Origin of the sequence: Streptomyces meridianus (assembly GCF_023703325.1) — a bacterium.
GTDB lineage: Bacteria > Actinomycetota > Actinomycetes > Streptomycetales > Streptomycetaceae > Streptomyces > Streptomyces meridianus.
In genome coordinates, this window is record NZ_JAMQGM010000049.1 from 41282 (window position 1) to 57281 (window position 16000).

Annotated in this window: 17 protein-coding genes; 11 read left to right on the forward strand and 6 right to left on the reverse strand. The window is 71.2% G+C overall.

Annotation, left to right across the window (positions count from 1 at the left end):
- Positions 1-3: 3 nt before the first annotated feature.
- Entirely contained in the window at positions 4-234 is a 231-nt protein-coding gene (locus tag M1E25_RS21935) for a DUF7848 domain-containing protein (RefSeq protein ID WP_251418411.1), read from the reverse strand.
- Positions 235-486, reverse strand: a complete 252-nt coding sequence (locus M1E25_RS21940) for a hypothetical protein (RefSeq protein WP_251418412.1) — start codon at positions 484-486, stop codon at positions 235-237.
- Between the two features lie 291 nt (positions 487-777).
- On the opposite strand from M1E25_RS21940, the gene M1E25_RS21945 reads away from it, so the two are divergent.
- Together M1E25_RS21945 and M1E25_RS21950 are read left to right on the forward strand one after the other, a co-directional pair.
- Positions 778-1020 (forward strand): DUF397 domain-containing protein, encoded by a 243-nt coding sequence (locus tag M1E25_RS21945; RefSeq protein WP_251418413.1) that lies wholly within the window; start codon positions 778-780, stop codon positions 1018-1020.
- Between the two features lie 95 nt (positions 1021-1115).
- Positions 1116-2027, forward strand: coding sequence for a Sco1979 family transcriptional regulator (locus M1E25_RS21950; protein ID WP_251418414.1), 912 nt, complete (start codon positions 1116-1118; stop codon positions 2025-2027).
- A 32-nt stretch (positions 2028-2059) separates the two neighbouring features.
- On the opposite strand, the gene M1E25_RS21955 is transcribed toward M1E25_RS21950, so the two are convergent.
- Positions 2060-2875 (reverse strand): SAM-dependent methyltransferase, encoded by an 816-nt coding sequence (locus M1E25_RS21955; protein WP_251418503.1) that lies wholly within the window; start codon positions 2873-2875, stop codon positions 2060-2062.
- A gap of 365 nt (positions 2876-3240) precedes the next feature.
- Between M1E25_RS21955 and M1E25_RS21960 the strand changes: the two genes are divergently transcribed.
- Positions 3241-3717 (forward strand): DUF5709 domain-containing protein, encoded by a 477-nt coding sequence (locus tag M1E25_RS21960; RefSeq protein WP_251418416.1) that lies wholly within the window; start codon positions 3241-3243, stop codon positions 3715-3717.
- A gap of 43 nt (positions 3718-3760) precedes the next feature.
- Positions 3761-5017, forward strand: coding sequence for an MFS transporter (locus tag M1E25_RS21965; RefSeq protein ID WP_251418418.1), 1257 nt, complete (start codon positions 3761-3763; stop codon positions 5015-5017).
- A gap of 112 nt (positions 5018-5129) precedes the next feature.
- Here M1E25_RS21965 and M1E25_RS21970 read toward each other — a convergent pair whose 3' ends face one another.
- Together M1E25_RS21970 and M1E25_RS21975 are read right to left on the reverse strand one after the other, a co-directional pair.
- Complete coding sequence (locus M1E25_RS21970; protein ID WP_251418420.1) at positions 5130-5633, reverse strand: lamin tail domain-containing protein; 504 nt, start codon at positions 5631-5633, stop codon at positions 5130-5132.
- 156 nt (positions 5634-5789) lie between these two features.
- Entirely contained in the window at positions 5790-6104 is a 315-nt protein-coding gene (locus M1E25_RS21975) for a hypothetical protein (protein ID WP_251418422.1), read from the reverse strand.
- A 343-nt stretch (positions 6105-6447) separates the two neighbouring features.
- Here M1E25_RS21975 and M1E25_RS21980 point away from each other — a divergent pair, with 343 nt between their 5' ends.
- The 4 genes from M1E25_RS21980 to M1E25_RS21995 all read left to right on the forward strand — a co-directional run bounded on the left by M1E25_RS21980 (position 6448) and on the right by M1E25_RS21995 (position 12088).
- Positions 6448-6978 (forward strand): DoxX family protein, encoded by a 531-nt coding sequence (locus M1E25_RS21980; protein ID WP_251418424.1) that lies wholly within the window; start codon positions 6448-6450, stop codon positions 6976-6978.
- A gap of 136 nt (positions 6979-7114) precedes the next feature.
- Positions 7115-7996, forward strand: a complete 882-nt coding sequence (locus M1E25_RS21985) for an RNA polymerase sigma factor SigF (protein WP_251418504.1) — start codon at positions 7115-7117, stop codon at positions 7994-7996.
- Positions 7997-8212: 216 nt separating this feature from the next.
- Complete coding sequence (locus M1E25_RS21990; RefSeq protein WP_251418425.1) at positions 8213-10270, forward strand: SpoIIE family protein phosphatase; 2058 nt, start codon at positions 8213-8215, stop codon at positions 10268-10270.
- 162 nt (positions 10271-10432) lie between these two features.
- Positions 10433-12088, forward strand: a complete 1656-nt coding sequence (locus M1E25_RS21995; protein WP_251418426.1) for an FAD-binding dehydrogenase — start codon at positions 10433-10435, stop codon at positions 12086-12088.
- 42 nt (positions 12089-12130) lie between these two features.
- On the opposite strand, the gene M1E25_RS22000 is transcribed toward M1E25_RS21995, so the two are convergent.
- Complete coding sequence (locus tag M1E25_RS22000) at positions 12131-12811, reverse strand: response regulator (protein ID WP_251418427.1); 681 nt, start codon at positions 12809-12811, stop codon at positions 12131-12133.
- 153 nt (positions 12812-12964) lie between these two features.
- On the opposite strand from M1E25_RS22000, the gene M1E25_RS22005 reads away from it, so the two are divergent.
- Genes M1E25_RS22005 through M1E25_RS22015 form a run of 3 tightly spaced genes read left to right on the forward strand, consistent with a single transcriptional unit; the run spans position 12965 to position 16000 of the window.
- Positions 12965-13948: a Bug family tripartite tricarboxylate transporter substrate binding protein gene (locus M1E25_RS22005; RefSeq protein WP_251418428.1), complete on the forward strand. Its 984-nt coding sequence runs from the start codon at positions 12965-12967 to the stop codon at positions 13946-13948.
- The gene (locus M1E25_RS22010; protein WP_251418429.1) at positions 13945-14484 is read left to right on the forward strand and encodes a tripartite tricarboxylate transporter TctB family protein; all 540 of its coding nucleotides are present in this window, start codon (positions 13945-13947) and stop codon (positions 14482-14484) included. The genes M1E25_RS22005 and M1E25_RS22010 overlap by 4 nt, the downstream gene beginning before the upstream one ends.
- A gap of 1 nt (position 14485) precedes the next feature.
- Positions 14486-16000 carry a tripartite tricarboxylate transporter permease gene (locus M1E25_RS22015; protein ID WP_251418430.1) on the forward strand — a complete coding sequence of 505 codons (1515 nt, stop codon included), beginning with the start codon at positions 14486-14488 and terminating at the stop codon, positions 15998-16000.

The following is a 16000-nucleotide window of genomic DNA, read 5'->3' on the forward strand; positions in this document are numbered from 1 at the left end:
CCGTCAGCTCTTGAGCGTGGCCCGCCAGAAGCGGTGGACGACCTCACGGAAACCGGTGTGCGACGGGTTCCGCCCGACATGGGTGAACGCCCAGGTACGGGCCACCTCGAAGTCCTCCTCGGCCTGGGAGGCGTCCCCGCACGTGGTGCACTGCATCTCGAAGATGACGGCCGGAGCCTCGGGAGCCGTCTCGGGGCTCATCAGCCAGTCGGCGTGCCGGATGATCGTGTGCACTCACATGCTCCCCTTGCGCGATGTCATGTGATCGGCCGTGCTCCTCGGGCTGCCCTCACCCTGGCCGACTGCCTGGACGTCACTGGGCAGCGCCTCCCACTCCAGGCCGCCCTCCGGCGGACGGAGGTACATGCGACCGCACTGCGCGTCCATCAGAACACCCACGAGCCGGCGCCGTGAGTCCCATGCCAGCACACCCACCTCGGGAGTGTGCGCGTTCCGTTCACGGCCGGCGGTATCCCAGTCCTTCATGCGCGCGGCCCCCCGCAAGCCGTCGCCGGAGGGCGATCTGCTGTCGCATGCGGGCCGCCAGGACCCGCAGTGCCTGCCGGACGTGCCGGAACTCCTGTCATGGCGGTCTCCGATAACAGCGCGGACGGGGGAGCGTGGTGACTGTCCACGCGCACTACTATCCTCGTTCGCCGCCTGCCGCTGCAAGTACATCTGCAAGTACATTCGTAAGAACAGCCGTGCTTGCACAGCACTCTGACGAGTGATGACCACAGGGCCGCCGGTTCCTGGCTGCATGAGGGAGAATCTCAGGTGGGACACATCGACAACGGCATCCAGGCGTCCTGCATCGAGGGTGCGGTGTGGCGCAAGAGCCGGCGTAGCAACCCGAGCGGCAACTGCGTCGAACTCGCCGAGCTGCCCGGAGGCGAGATCGCGGTCCGCAATTCCCGCTATCCCGACGGACCCGCACTCATTTACACCCGTGCCGAGATTGCGACGTTCATCGACGGTGCCAAGGACGGGGAGTTCGACGGCATGGCGGGCGGTTGCTGATCACTCGCGTGGCTCCCCCATTCCGCACGCGGCTGTACGAAACCGGGCCCGGAATGCAACACTGAGCGCTCACGCATTCACTCAGGGGAGCCAGCATGCCCGCCGCTCAGTCGAGTCGCGAACGGTCGATACGGCGCTATCTCCAGCACCCCCGAGGCGGCCCCACGGTGCTGCGCATCGTGCTCGGTTCCCAGTTGCGACGACTCCGGGAAGCGAACTGCATCAGCCGGGAGGCGGCGGGGGAGGCGATCCGCGGGTCCCACGCCAAGATCAGCCGGCTCGAACTGGGGCGCACGGGTTACAAGGAGCGCGACGTTGCCGACCTTCTCACCCTCTACAACGTCACCGACCAGGCGGACCGCGAGGACTTTCTCGCGCTGGCCCGCCAGGCCAGTGCCCCCGGGTGGTGGCACCAGTACGGTGACGTGCTCCCGACGTGGTTCGAGACCCACCTGGGCCTCGAGGAGGCCGCATCGGTCATCCGAACCTACGAGAACCAGTTCGTGCCGGGACTCCTCCAGACCCCCGAGTACGCCCGCGCCGTCACCCGGCTCGGCCACCCGCAGGCCCCCGGCGGGGAGATCGAGCGGCGGGTCGGGCTGCGCATGGCCCGGCAGCGGCTGCTGACCCGTCCCGACGCGCCGAAACTGTGGGCCGTCCTCGACGAGGCCTCGCTGCGCCGTGCCCTGGGCGGACCGGACGTGATGCGGGCTCAGCTCGAGCATCTCGTGGAGGTGGGCAGGCTCCCGAACGTCACGCTGCAGATCGCGCCTTTCAGCATCGGCGGTGTGGCGGCGGCCGGCGGCCCGGTCACCATCCTGCGCTTCTTCGAACCGGACCTTCCCGACATCGTGTACCTGGAACAGCTCACGAGCGCCCTGTACCTCGACAAGCGGGACGACGTGGACAACTACCTCTCGGTGATGGACAGAGTCTGTGCCGAGGCCGAGCCCCCGTCGGCCACCGTCCCGTTCCTCGAAAAAATCACGGACGAACTCGGCCGGTAACCGCTCGCCGACCGGGCTCGTCGTCTCACGCCTCAGGGCTTGCGGGCGACACCGCCGAACTCGATCCACTCCTGGGTGAGCTGCTTCGGCCCGATCTCGGAGTCCGGACGCCACATCGAGACCTCCACCAGACCCGGCTCGAGGATCTCCAGACCCTCGAGGTACTCCGCCACCTCGTGCTCCTGCCGCACCCGGCCCCAGTTGCCGTGGGTGCTCTTGTCCATGAAGTCGGTCACGAAGTCACGGGTGGCCGCGTCCTCACTGACCAGCTGGCACACCACCAGGCAACTGCCGGGCGCCAGACGCTCCACGACCCGCTTGATCAGTCCCGCCGGGTCGTCCGAGTCGGGTATGCAGTGCAGGACCGAGACGAACAGTGCGGCCACGGGCTCGTCCGAGTCGATCAGGCGGACGACCTCCGGGTGGCCGAGGATCCCCTCGGTGTCGCGCATGTCCGCCTGGATCACGGCGGTGTTCTCGTTCTCCTCGAGCAGGGCACGGCCGTGAGCGAGAACGATGGGGTCGTTGTCGATGTAGACCACACGGGACCCGGGGTCGACACGCTGGGCGACCTGATGCACGTTGTCCTGGGTGGGCAGCCCCGATCCGTGGTCGATGAACTGCCGGATGCCGTGGTCCTCGGCCAGGCGGCGGACGACGCGCTGCAGGAAACGACGGTTGTTGACGGCCAGGACCTTGGTGCTCGGCACGGCCTTGAGCAGTTCCTCCGTGGCCGCGCGGTCCACCCCGTAGTTGTCCTTGCCACCCAGGAGGTAGTCGTACATCCGCGCCACGCTGGGCACGTCGACGTCGATCCCCTTGAGCACGGGCTCGTGGTCCTGGCTCATCCCTGCCTCGCAGTCCTCGCCGGTTTCGTACCGTTGCCGGTCCGTCATGCTAGGTCAGTTCCCGACGCTGCGTCAGGTATCCGGCCAGGTCGGGGTGCCCGGCTGCCGGACACGCGGACCGCCGTGCGCAGCACCGGGGTTGGCCGCGCCGGAGGCCAGGCTTCCGGGAGAGCCGGCCGGCCCTGCGCCGTGTCCCGTCGGCGGGGCCCGGGCGGAGGCCGGTGCGGACACGGCGCCGCCGCACGGTGCCGGTGCGCCCGGGCCCCGCCGACGGACCCGTCCCGGGAGCGCGGACACCGTCTCTGCGAGGCCCGGGACGCAGATCTAGAATGAGAGACGCCCGCGGAGATTGGCGAGGACGGCGCATGAGCGAGAGCATGATGGGTGACGAGGTCTACCAGCCGGACCGCTCCGAGGTGCAGGACGACATCGGACCGCTGGAGCCCGAGGACACCCTCGAGCAGCGCGGAGTCGACGAGGTGCTCGACGAGGGGTACTCGCCCCCCGAGCGGCCCCTCGCCGTCGAGAGCCCGGGCACGACCGCCCAGGAGCAGCACTTGGGGGAGAGCCTCGACCGGCGCCTGTCCCACGAGGTTCCGGAGGTCGCCGTGCCCGAAGGGGACGGTCTGGGCGACACCCCCGACAGCGACGGGGAGTTGTGGGACGACGAGGTCGGCGGGGCCCGTTCGGGACGGCTCGTGGCACCGGACGAGGGTGCGCACTCCGCACGGGAGAAGGACATGGTCGCGCGCGACGTCGGGATCGACGGCGCGGCAGCCTCCGCCGAAGAGGCCGCCGTGCACGTGGTCTCCGAGGAGGACCGGCTCGGGGGAGCCCCCTGATTTCCGTCCGCTCGGTTCCCCGCCCGGCGGGTACAAGGACGCCATGACGAGTCCCGACCGGGCCCGAGCGGTCCCCCCTCCCCGCCACCCAGCACGGGCCGTCGCCGCGGCGGCCTTCGCTTTCGTCGTCACCATGATCGGGACGACGCTCCCCACCCCCCTCTACGGGATCTACCAGCACACCATCGGCTTCGGCGCCCTGATGACGACGGTCGTCTTCGCCGTCTACGCCTTCGGTGTCATGATCGCCCTGCTGCTGTTCGGTGACTTCTCCGACCGGTTCGGCCGCCGCACCCTGCTGCTGCCCGGCCTCGTCCTTTCAGCCCTGTCCGCGGTGGCGTTCATCGCCGAGGAGGGGCTGCCGCTGCTGTTCGTCGGACGGCTGCTCTCCGGCCTCTCGGCGGGAATCTTCACCGGTACGGCCACCGCCGCCATCGTCGAACTCGCTCCGGAGAAGCACCGCGGCCGGGCAGTCCTGATCGCGACCGGGGCCAACATGCTCGGCCTCGGGTGCGGTCCGCTCCTCAGCGGAGTGCTGGCACAGTACGCGCCGTCACCCCTGATCACGGTCTTCGTCGTCGACCTCGTCCTGATCACGGTGGCCACGATCGGGGTGCTGCTGCTCCCGGAGACCGTGCCGAGGACCGGCCGGCGGGCGACCCTGCGGCCACGCATGCCGCAAGTACCCGCTCAGGCGCGCCCGGTCTTCGTCCCGGCCGCGGTCGCCGGGTTCGCCGGGTTCGCCACCCTGGGACTGTTCACCTCCGTCGTGCCCAGCATGGCGTCGCAGATCCTCGGACTGCACAACCTGGCAGTCTCCGGCGCCCTGGTCTTCACCGTGTTCGCGGGGTCCACGGCGGGACAGGTCCTCTCCCGGCCGTTCGACTCGCGAGCCGTTCTGCCCGTCGGGTGTGTCGTGCTCTTCACCGGAGTGACGGCTGTGGCGGCGTGCCTCGTGGTCGAGTCCGCCGGGCTGCTCGCGGTGGGGGCAGCCGTTGCCGGCACCGGCCAGGGGATGAGTTTCCGCGCCGGATTCGCCGTGGTCGGTACGCAGAGTCCGCCGGAACGTCGCGCCGAAATCAACTCGGCGCTGTTCCTTGCCCTGTACGTCGGCATCTCCCTGCCCGTGATCGGGATCGGAGTCCTGGAACAGGCCCTGGGCCTGCGCTCGGCTGGGCTCCTCTTCAGCGGTTTCGTCGCTGCCCTGTGCCTGTTGTGCGCGCTCCGACTGGTCGTCCGGCCGCTGCCGCAGGAGACGGTGCCGGCCGGGGCGGCGGAGTCCGGGTCCGGCCGGCACTGAGACGGGTGGCCCAGCAGGCTGTGGCCGCCGCACAACGCGGCGGCGCCGCCCCCGCCGGGCAAAGGAGACGGGAGTGGCGCCGCCGGACGATCAGCCCGCGAACGGGCCCGGTTCAGCAGCTCTTGTGGCCACCGTCCCAGCGGTTCCACGCGCACCGGTCGAGCCTGCGGCCCTCGTCGTCGCGGAGGGTGAGGGAGCCTCTGACGTTGCTGTACAGGTGACGCGGGCTGTCCTGGTAGACGCGCGACCCGCTGTCGCGGCCGTAGCCGGTGTGGACGGTCACCTCCTGGCCTCCGCGCAGCCGCAGCCAGCCGAACCGGTAGGTGTGCCCCCGCCCGTCCCGGACGGTGTGGTTGCGGAGCTGGACGGGGAAGCGCCCATCGTTCCGGACCGTGAACCACTCGCCGTTGAGGCTGCGGTTGAAACGGCTGTCGATGCCGCGGCTGTTGTACTGCACCTCGGAGATCTCGACGCCTCCGCGCTGCCCGTGGCCGTGGTGCCCGTTGTGGTGGCCGTGCCGGTGACTCCCGTCCGCGGTTGCGGGGAGGGTTGCGGCGCCCACGAGGGCGACGGCGGCGACGGCCGTGGCGGCGAGACTGCGGATGCTCAGGGACATGGTGACCCCATTTCTCGTGCAGGCACGGCTGGATGCACCGTGCCGGTGGTTAATTCCCGGTGAATGACCGGGAGACCAGATTCGCGGCACGTCCCGCACGAGCCGCGCTGAATCACCGCGCGTTACAGAATGGGGACATTTGACCTTTTGGCATGGTCATTCGACGTCGATCGCCGTCATCACCGGCGGTCCCAGAGGCGCGGACTCCTCGTCGAAGCCCGCCTGTTCGAGGGCGTTCCGGGCGATGGACAGCGCCTCCTGCTGAGCGGAGCGGCTGTCCTCGGCATCAACCTCCAGACGCAGCGTGAAGGTCGGCCCGCTGTCATCGGTGCTCAACGCGTCCAAGTCGGGCGGAACATCGCCGACTTCCTCCGGGTCGGTGCCCTGGAGTGCGGTCAGCAGCCGGGCCCTCGCTTCGGCGCCGAGTTCCTGCTTGAAGGTGCCGGGGACGGAGACGATGAAGTTGGTCATGGCGCCGAAGCCTAGTGCGGTGGCCGGAAAGGTCCACCGGCTCGCGACGCCCTGTCCGGCCCTCGCTGCGTCGCCTCACCCGAGCACTCCCCCATCCTTCGGGGAGGGCCCCCGGGTCGGAGGGGCATCCCCTCCTGCGATGTACCGCACCGGACGCCGCAAGCATCCGGGCGAGACTTGCCGAGCACGGGCACCGGGCCCGGCGGGTGCGGGCCGGGTGCCCGTCGCAGGGACGTCGGCCCCGGCCCCGGCCGCAGCGGCTGGGGCCGCGGAGTGTCGCCCACCCGGGCGATGCCGGGCGGCGGCGGGGTAGGAGGGCGGCAGGAGAGGGCAACCGTCCTTCATGGTCGTTCTCAGGAGAATCGCGCGGCCGCTCATGGCCTCGGTGTTCGTGTACAGCGGATGGTCCACCTACCGGAACGCGGCGGCGGTCGCGCCCGGGGCCGCCCGGGTCGTCTCGCCCCTCGCGGAGCGGGTGCCCGCCGTGCCCGACGACCCCGAGCAGGCCGTCCGGGTCAACGGGGCCGTTCACGTGGTCGCGGGCGGCATGCTCGGGCTGGGGGTGCTGCCGCGGATCAGTGCGGTCGCGCTGGCTGTGACCCTGGTCCCCACCACGCTGGCCGGTCACCCGTTCTGGAGTGCCAAGGACGAAGACGAGCGCCAGGCGCAGAAGCTGCACTTCCTCAAGAACCTCTCCATGCTCGGAGGCCTCCTCCTCGCGGCCGCGGACACCGCCGGCCGGCCCTCGCTGAACTGGCGGGTCCGGCACGCGGCGCACGACGTCGGACGTCAGGCCGCGCTCGTGCGCCGGACGGCGGGCGCCACCACCTCCCGGCCGGTGGTCAGGGCCGCCCGGCTGCTCCCCTCGCGGTGACACCGGAGCCCCGCCGGCCACCCGGAGCCCAGCCGCACCGGAGAAGTGAAGTTGCGCGAACCCATCGGTGTGCGGGAAGGAATACGGGGTAAGCGGGGCTCGAACGACCGAAACATGGGAGGGCGACGTGAGCATCATGGGATCCACGACCGGCACCGAATCCGCCGCCACGACGGTGAGCGGAGCCGCTCAGGTCGACGAGACGAAGGACGCCGCTCTGCCGTGGATCGAGGAGGCGGACAAGATCGCCCCCAAGGATGCCCGCGCCCTGTCGAAGCTCTTCTTCGACCGGCTGGCCGAGCTCGAGGAGGGCACGCACGAGTACCAGTACGCGCGCAACACCCTCATCGAACTCAACCTCTCCCTGGTCAAGTTCGCCGCCGGGCGGTTCCGCAACCGGGCCGACCAGATGGAGGACATCGTCCAGGTCGGCACGATCGGCCTGATCAAGGCCATCGACCGCTTCGACCTCTCGCGCGAGGTCGAGTTCGCCACGTTCGCCGTGCCCTACATCGTCGGCGAGATCAAGCGCTTCTTCCGTGACACCAGCTGGTCGGTCCACGTCCCCCGGCGCCTGCAGGAGCTGCGCCTCGACCTGGCCAAGGCCAACGACGAGCTGTCGCAGCGCCTGGACCGCGCACCCACCACGTCCGAGCTCGCCGAGCACCTGAACCTCAGCGAGGAAGAGGTCGTCGAGGGCGTCGTCGCCGGCAACGGTTACACCGCCGGATCGCTCGACGTGCCCGCCGAGGAAGGCGCGGAAGGCGGCGGGACCTGCCTGGCCGACCGGCTCGGCGAGGTCGACCCCGCCATGGAGATCGTGGAGAACCTGGAGGCTCTCAAGCCGCTGCTGGCGGAGCTCGGCGAACGCGACCGCAGGATCCTCCAGATGCGGTTCGGCGCCGAGATGACGCAGGCCGAGATCGGCGCGGAGCTCGGGGTCTCGCAGATGCACGTCTCACGTCTCCTGGCACGCGTCCTGACCCGGCTCCGGAGCGGACTGCTCACCCAGGAGTGACCGAGTCCCCGTCACCCCCGGTGGCCGCCCGGACGCGAAACGTTCCCGTTTGCTCGCACCGGATCGGGTCGCCGTGCGCCGGCCCGTCGTACCGCTCGCCGGCCGCCCGGCTCCGGGACAGGACTCCGGTCCGACCCGGGGACGGAACGCGCCGACTGGGTACAACCACAGTGTGAGCGGTGCCGGACGGTGCCGGTCCACGTCCCGGGAACGGCGATGGAGGGTATACGCGCGCACACCCCGACCACGGCACCGGACGTCCTCGACCCGGTGCCCACCCCCATGGCCATGACCGCGGGCCCGGACCACGTGCTCACGTACGTGAACCGGGCCTGCCGCGAGGCCTTGGGGAACGTGCTCGGCATGCCGTCGAGAGCCGCCTTCTCCGGCTTCCTCCGGCCCGAGGACCTCGACCTGTTCGACCGGGTCCGCGCCACCGGCGAACCGGCCACCACCGTCGCGGCACCGGTGCCGGCCGGTCCGCACCGGGACGGGACGCAGCGGTATTTCAACCTCTGTCTCTCGTCCGTCCCGCTGCAGGACGGCGGCCGGGGCGTCCTCGTCGTGGTGATGGAGGTGACCGAGCACGTCGCCGCCGCCGAACAGGTCCGGGCCCTGTCCGACGCCCGCCGCCGCGCCCTGCAGCGCTACCGCAGCCTCGTCACGACGAGCGCCCGGATGGTCTGGGTGACGGACCACCGCGGCCGGATCCTCGAGGGCGGCAGGGCCTGGATGCGGGTGACCGGCCAGGCACGGGAGCAACTCCGCGGCGACGGATGGCTGAACTGTCTCCACCCCGACGACCGCGAGCGCGTCGCCGAGGCCTGGTCGCGCGCCGTCGACGAGGCCCCGGACCTTTTCACCTGCGGCTACCGGCTCCGTCACGCCGACGGCACCTACCGTCACTACGACGTCCGCGCGGTGCCCATCCGTGAGGACGGCGCCGTCGTCGAGTGGGTGGGAGCCGCCACCGACGTCGAGGAGAGCTGGCAGCGCAGCCGCCGCGACGAGTTCCTCGCCCGGGCCGCAGCCGCCGTCGCCGAGGCGGAGAACGTCCGGGACGCCCTCGCCACCCTGAGCCGGATGATCGTTCCCGCGCTGGCCGACTCCTGCGGCATCTACCTGGTGCCCGGCGAGGCGGGGGAGGACATCGACGCGGGGGCATCGTTCGTCGCGGAACGGATCGCCGCCACGGCGGACGACGGCATGCCGCAGAACCTCCCGCCCCTGGGCGAGGAGTACATCGCCCCCGCCAGCCCGATCGCCCGGGCGGTGCGCGGGCGCCACCCCGTGCACGCCACGTTCGCACCGGGCGCCATCCCGGCCGCGGTCGCGCCGCCCGGGACCCTGCCCTGGCTCACCCTCGCCGGCGCCCACAGCATGGTCCTCGTGCCCGTACTCGTCGACGGTGCCGTCGTCGCCGTGGCGAGCGCCTTCGTGTGCGGCGAACGCGACGCGATCGGACCCGAGGACATGGACCTGATGCGTGAGCTCCTGACGCAGGCCCACGACCCGCTCAGCAACGTCCTCCGGTTCCAGCGGACGCAGCGCGTCGCTCTGGCCCTCCAGCACAGCCTGCTCAGCGATCCGCCCCGGGTCCCGGGCCTGGAGATGACCGCCCGCTACGTCCCGAGCCGCACGGCGGCCGAGGTCGGCGGCGACTGGTACGACTCCTTCGTCCTGGCCGACGGGTCGGTGGCGCTCGTCATCGGCGACGTCGCCGGACACGACCTGGACGCGGCCGTCACCATGAGCCGGATGCGCAACATGCTCCGCGGCATCGCCGTGGACCGGCAGGAGGGCACCGGCGCCGTCATCCGCCGGCTCGACACGGCCGCGCAGCTGCTGGACCCCGACGGTGCCACCGTCACCTGTGTGTACTGCCGTGCCGCGCGGGCCGGCGAGGGCTCCTGGCACCTCCGCTACTCCGTTGCCGGACACCCGCCGCCGCTGCTGATCACCCCGCGGAACGGCGCACGATTCCTGACGGAGGCCCAGAGCCCCCTCCTCGGACTGCCGGTGCCCGTGCCCGAGCGCTCCGGCGCCGCTGAGCCGCTGCCGCCCGGCAGCACCCTGGTGCTCTACACCGACGGTCTCGTGGAGCAGCCCCGTGAGGAGATCGGCCGGGGTCTCGAACGTCTGCGCCTGCAGGCCGAGGGCGCCGCGGCCGAGCCCCTCGACGCGTTCTGCGACCTGCTCCTCGGGCGGCCCGGAGCCGACGGGCGGGACGACATCGCGCTGATCGCCCTGCGCGTACCGGATCGCACGGGTTGAACCGCCCCGACCTGCCGCCCCTGCGCCCGAATGACCGGCACCGGGCACGCACAGCCATTGCCCGGGGCGAGGACGATCGGAGACGGTGTACCCCCACACGGTGGTGACCGCCCGGTAGGGGAGGCGCCGCCGAACAAGTGCCGCAGGAAGGTGACCGGGGACATGACCTTTGACGCCGACGTGATCGTGGTGGGCGCCGGCCTGGCCGGGCTGGCGGCCACGGCCGAACTCGCCGACGCCGGGCGGAAGGTGGTCCTCGTCGACCAGGAACCGGAAGCCTCACTCGGAGGCCAGGCGCACTGGTCGTTCGGCGGACTGTTCCTCGTCGACTCGCCCGAACAGCGGCGCATGCGCATCCGCGACAGCCGTGAACTCGCCTGGCAGGACTGGCTCGGCACGGCCGGCTTCGACCGCCCCGAGGACCACTGGCCGCGCCGCTGGGCCGAGGCGTACGTGGACTGGGCCGCGGGGGAGAAGCGGGCCTGGTTGCGGGGGCTCGGTGTGAAACTGTTCCCGGTCGTCGGATGGGCCGAGCGCGGCGGCTACGACGCCACCGGGCACGGCAATTCCGTGCCCCGCTTCCACCTCACCTGGGGGACCGGGCCCGGGCTGGTGGAGCCGTTCGAGCGCCGGGTGCGTGCTGCCGTCGGGCGCGGCACGGTCGAACTGCGCTTCCGCCACCGGGTCGACGAGCTGCTGACCACCGACGGGCGGGTGCACGGAGTGCGCGGCGCGGTCCTCGAACCGAGCACCGTGCAGCGCGGTGAGGCCAGCTCCCGGACCGTCACCGGTGAGTTCGAGCTGAACGCCCAGGCTGTCGTGGTCGCCTCAGGCGGCATCGGCGGCAACCACGACCTCGTCCGTGCCAACTGGCCGGAGCGGCTGGGGAAGCCGCCGGCCCGGATGCTCAGCGGTGTCCCCGCGCACGTGGACGGCCGGATGATCGGCATCACGCGCGAGGCCGGCGGTGCCGTCATCAACGAGGACCGGATGTGGCACTACACCGAGGGCATCGAGAACTGGGACCCGATCTGGGCCCGGCACGGCATCCGCATCCTGCCCGGCCCCTCGTCACTGTGGCTGGACGCCCGGGGCCGGCGGCTGCCCGTGCCGCTGTTCCCGGGGTTCGACACCCTGGGCACCCTCGAGCACATCCTGAGCACGGGGTACGACCACACCTGGTTCGTGCTCAACCGGAAGATCATCGGCAAGGAGTTCGCGCTCTCCGGCTCCGAGCAGAACCCCGACCTCACCGGCAGGAGCATCCGGGACGTGATCGGCCGCGCCCGCGCCGACATCCCCGGCCCGGTCAAGGCCTTCATGGACCACGGCGCGGACTTCGTCGTCGAGAAGGACCTCGCAGCACTGGTGCGCGGCATGAACCGGATCACCGGTGAGCCGCTCGTCGACGAGGACGCGCTGAGCCGGGTCATCACCGCCCGGGACCGGCAGATCGCCAACCCCTACACCAAGGACCTGCAGATCACAGCGATGCGCGGTGCCCGCAACTACCTCGGCGACAAGCTCATCCGTACCGCGCCGCCGCACCGGATCCTCGACCCCGCAGCCGGCCCGCTGATCGCGGTCCGGCTGAACATCCTGACCCGCAAATCCCTCGGCGGCCTGCACACCGATCTGTCGGCGCGCGTACTGGACGCCAACGGTGAGCCGGTCCCAGGCCTCTTCGCCGCCGGCGAGGCGTCCGGATTCGGCGGTGGCGGGGTGCACGGATACCGTGCGCTGGAAGGGACGTTCCTCGGCGGCTGCCTGTTCTCCGGCCGCCTGGCCGGACGTTCCTCGGCCGAGGCCACCGCGTGAGCCCCCGGCCCTGATCCGCCGCCCGGGCGCGGCGCCGGCCGGTCAGCCGGTCCAGTGGTACCGGCGCTCCGGCCGGCCCGTGCCTCCGTAGCGCAGACTCACCCGCGCCCGCCCGGTGTGCGCGAAGAACTCCAGATAGCGGCGGGCGCTCACCCGGGACAGCTCGCCCGCCTCGGCGCACTCGGAGGCCGACAGGCCCTCGCCGTGCTGCCGCAGCGTGCGTTCGACCAGGTCGGCCGTGTACCCGGCGAGTCCCTTCGGCAGCTCCCGGGAGCCCGGCGGGCGCGTTCCGAAGATGCGGTCGACGTCCTCCTGACTTGCCTCGTCCAGAACTTCCAACCGTGAGCGCAGTGCCGCCACATGCCGCAACTGCTCCTGGAGCGCCGAGCGGTGGAAGGGCTTCAGCAGATAGTGCAGCGCCCCCGCCTGCTGCGCGGCCCGGATCACGTGCACGTCGCGGGCCGCCGTCACGAACAGCGCATCGACCGGGGGCCCGTCGCCCTTGCAGGCGGCGCGCAGTTCACGCAGCACGGTGATGCCGTCCATGTCCGGCAGGTAGACGTCCAGCAGCACCAGATCCGGCCGCAGCCGTTCGGCGGCCCGCAGCGCGTCGCCGCCGCTCAGCGCGACCCCGGCGACCTCGAACCCCTCGGTCGCCGCCACGTAGCGGCTGTGCAGCTTGGCGACCATGAAGTCGTCGTCGACGACCAGCACCGTGGTCATCGCGCAGTTCTCCTCACCGGACTCGTCCCTCTGACCACAACGAACACAAGGTCCCTTAATACCGGAAGCGAGACAGCGTGTTAACCCGGCGGCAACATGTGCTCCGCCTCACTCCCATCCTTCACAGCTCGAACGGACAAGGCGGTGCCACCCGTGCGTATACGCACACCCTTCGCCCTCCTCGGGGCGGTGCTGCTCGTGCTCCTCGTCCCGCCGCTGCTCACCTCGGGCAGCGGCGCCGAGGGCGGAACGCGGATCCCCGGCCTGCGCCTCATGGTGCCCAACACCCCCGGCGGTGGTTACGACATCACTGCGCGGACCGCGGCGAAAGCCATCGAGGACGCCGGCCTCAACAACAGCGCCGAGGTGTTCAACCTCCCCGGCGCCGGCGGAACGGTCGGCCTGAGCCGGCTCGTCTCCGAACGCGGCAACGGCAAGCTCGCGATGTCGATGGGGCTCGGCGTGGTCGGCGCCGTGCACACCAACCACGCCCCTTCCACGCTCGCCGACACGACCCCCATAGCCCGGCTCACCGAGGAGCCGGACATCGTCGTGGTCGACAAGGACTCCACGTACCGCGACTTCGGGCAACTGCTCGCCGACTGGAAGAAGGACCCGGGGTCCATGCCCGTCGGCGGCGGGTCCTCCCCCGGAGGCCCCGACCACCTCGCCCCCATGCTGATGGCCGAGGCCGCCGGGATCACCCCGAAGTCCGTCAACTACGTCCCCTTCGACGGCGGAGGCGAGCTCCTCGCCTCGATCCTCGGCGGCAAGGTCGCCTTCGGCGTCTCCGGTGTCGGCGAGTACCTGGACCAGATCAAGTCCGGGCAACTGCGGGTGCTCGCGGTGACCGGGCCGGAACGCGCCGAGGACATCGACGCCCCGACGCTCAGGGAAACAGGCGTGGACACCGAGTTCACCAACTGGCGCGGCATCGTGGCGCCCCCGGGCCTCAGCCGGGAGGAGCGGGAACGGCTCACCGGTCTCGTCGACCGGCTCCACGCGTCGAAACAGTGGAAGGACGCACTGGCGCGCAACGGCTGGAGCGACGCGTATCTGACCGGTGCCGGCTTCGGGCGCTTCCTCGACGGTCAGGACCGCCGCGTCGACACCGTGCTGAAGGAGCTGGGCCTGTGACCACCGCACCCACCCCCACCGAAACCCCCGCACCCGAGCGCAACGGCGGCCTGCTGCGCGGACGCCCGGAACTCGGCGTCAGCCTGCTGCTCCTGGTGCTCGGGGTCCTCGTCCTCACCGACGCCCTCACGATGGACGGCGAGTTCACCCAGCGGGGGCCCGTCGGCCCGCAGACCGTCCCCTTGATCGTCGGGGCACTCCTCGCCGTCGTCGCGGTACTCCTCGCCGTCGACGTGCTGCGAGGCGGGCGCGGCGAAGCCGAGGGCGGCGAGGACATCGATCTCGCGGCACCGGGCGACTGGCGAACCGTCCTGCTGCTGGCGGCCGTTCTCCTCGGCAACGCCGTCCTCATCGAGCCCCTCGGGTTCCCGCTCTCAGGGGCTCTGCTGTTCTGGGGGGCCGCCTACGCGCTGGGCAGCCGGAACACGGTGCGCGACCCGCTCATCGCGGCGGTGCTCTCCGTCGTGACCTTCCTGGTCTTCAACAACCTGCTGGGTGTTGCGCTGCCCGGCGGACCCCTGATGAAGGTGCTGTGAGATGAACTCGCTCAATCTCCTCCTCGACGGATTCGGCACGGCTCTGTCCCCGGTGAACCTGTTGTGGGCCGCGACCGGCGTGCTGCTGGGAACGGCCATCGGCGTCCTGCCGGGCATCGGCCCCGCCATGGCCGTTGCCCTGCTGCTGCCCGTCACCTACGGACTCGACCCCACCGCCGCGTTCATCATGTTCGCCGGCATCTACTACGGCGGGATGTTCGGCGGTTCCACCACCTCCATCCTGCTCAACACCCCCGGGGAGACGGCCGCGGTCGTCACCGCGATCGAAGGCCATCCCATGGCCAGGTCCGGCAGGGGATCCCAGGCCCTCGCCGCGGCCGCGATCGGACATTTCGCCGGCGGCGTCATAGGTACCGTCCTGCTGGTGGTCCTGGCGCCGACCGTGGCCTCGCTCGCCGTCGGGATCGGCGCCCCCGACTACTTCGCGATCATGGTGCTGGCCTTCATCGCCGTCACGTCCGTGCTCGGCCGCTCCCGCGTGCGCGGCTTCGCATCCCTGCTGATCGGCCTCACCATCGGGCTCATCGGCCTGGACGCCATGACCGGACAGCAGCGGCTCACCTTCGGATCGCTGCACCTGGCCGACGGTGTCGACGTCGTCGTCGTCGCGGTAGGACTGTTCGCCCTCGGCGAGGCCCTGTGGGTCGCGGCCCATCTGCGCCGCACCTCCGGCAAGCCCGTGGACGTCGGCAGGCCGTGGCTCGGCCGGGCGGAAGTGCGCCGCAGCTGGAAGCCGTGGCTGCGCGGGCCCGTGATCGGCTTCCCGTTCGGCGCAATTCCGGCCGGTGGCGCGGAGATTCCCACGTTCCTGTCGTACGTCACCGAGAAGCGGCTCTCGAAGCACCGTTCGGAGTTCGGTACGGGCGCCATCGAAGGTGTCGCGGGTCCGGAGTCCGCGGCCTCGGCCTCGGCGGCCGGCACCCTGGTCTCCATGCTCACCCTGGGGCTGCCGACCACGGCCACCGCCGCGGTGATGCTCGCAGCCTTCCAGCAGTACGGCATCCAGCCGGGCCCGCTGCTGTTCGAGCACGAGCCGAAGCTGGTGTGGGGCCTCATCGCATCCCTGTTCGTCGGGATGGTGCTGCTCCTGGTGCTCAACCTGCCGCTCGCGCCGGTTTGGGCGAAGCTTCTGCGGATCCCCCGTCCCCACCTCTACGCCGGGATCCTGTTCTTCGCCGGCGTCGGCGTGTACGCGATCGGCGGCGAACCGCTGGATCTCGTCCTGCTGCTGGTCATCGGCCTGATCGGACTGGGTATGCGCCGCTTCGGCCTGCCGGTGCTGCCCGCGATGATCGGCGTGATCCTCGGCCCGGCGGCCGAGCAGCAACTGCGCCGGGCGCTCCAGCTCAGCGACGGCAGCCTCGCCGGGCTGGTCAACACGCCGTTCTCCCTGGTGGTGTACGCGGTGATCGCCGTGATCCTGGCCGGGCCACCGTTGTGGAAGCGCTTCGGACGAGGCCGTCCCAGCGTGGTCGAAGTCGGCACCGGCGGCTGA

Coding starts and splice junctions, on each gene's coding strand:
- M1E25_RS21940 (WP_251418412.1), bottom strand. CDS start 486: ATGAAGGACTGGGATACCGCCGGCCGTGAACGGAACGCGCACACTCCC.
- M1E25_RS21950 (WP_251418414.1), top strand. CDS start 1,116: ATGCCCGCCGCTCAGTCGAGTCGCGAACGGTCGATACGGCGCTATCTC.
- M1E25_RS21955 (WP_251418503.1), bottom strand. CDS start 2,875: ATGAGCCAGGACCACGAGCCCGTGCTCAAGGGGATCGACGTCGACGTG.
- M1E25_RS21960 (WP_251418416.1), top strand. CDS start 3,241: ATGAGCGAGAGCATGATGGGTGACGAGGTCTACCAGCCGGACCGCTCC.
- M1E25_RS21965 (WP_251418418.1), top strand. CDS start 3,761: ATGACGAGTCCCGACCGGGCCCGAGCGGTCCCCCCTCCCCGCCACCCA.
- M1E25_RS21970 (WP_251418420.1), bottom strand. CDS start 5,633: ATGTCCCTGAGCATCCGCAGTCTCGCCGCCACGGCCGTCGCCGCCGTC.
- M1E25_RS21975 (WP_251418422.1), bottom strand. CDS start 6,104: ATGACCAACTTCATCGTCTCCGTCCCCGGCACCTTCAAGCAGGAACTC.
- M1E25_RS21980 (WP_251418424.1), top strand. CDS start 6,448: ATGGTCGTTCTCAGGAGAATCGCGCGGCCGCTCATGGCCTCGGTGTTC.
- M1E25_RS21985 (WP_251418504.1), top strand. CDS start 7,115: ATGGGATCCACGACCGGCACCGAATCCGCCGCCACGACGGTGAGCGGA.
- M1E25_RS21990 (WP_251418425.1), top strand. CDS start 8,213: ATGGAGGGTATACGCGCGCACACCCCGACCACGGCACCGGACGTCCTC.
- M1E25_RS21995 (WP_251418426.1), top strand. CDS start 10,433: ATGACCTTTGACGCCGACGTGATCGTGGTGGGCGCCGGCCTGGCCGGG.
- M1E25_RS22000 (WP_251418427.1), bottom strand. CDS start 12,811: ATGACCACGGTGCTGGTCGTCGACGACGACTTCATGGTCGCCAAGCTG.
- M1E25_RS22015 (WP_251418430.1), top strand. CDS start 14,486: ATGAACTCGCTCAATCTCCTCCTCGACGGATTCGGCACGGCTCTGTCC.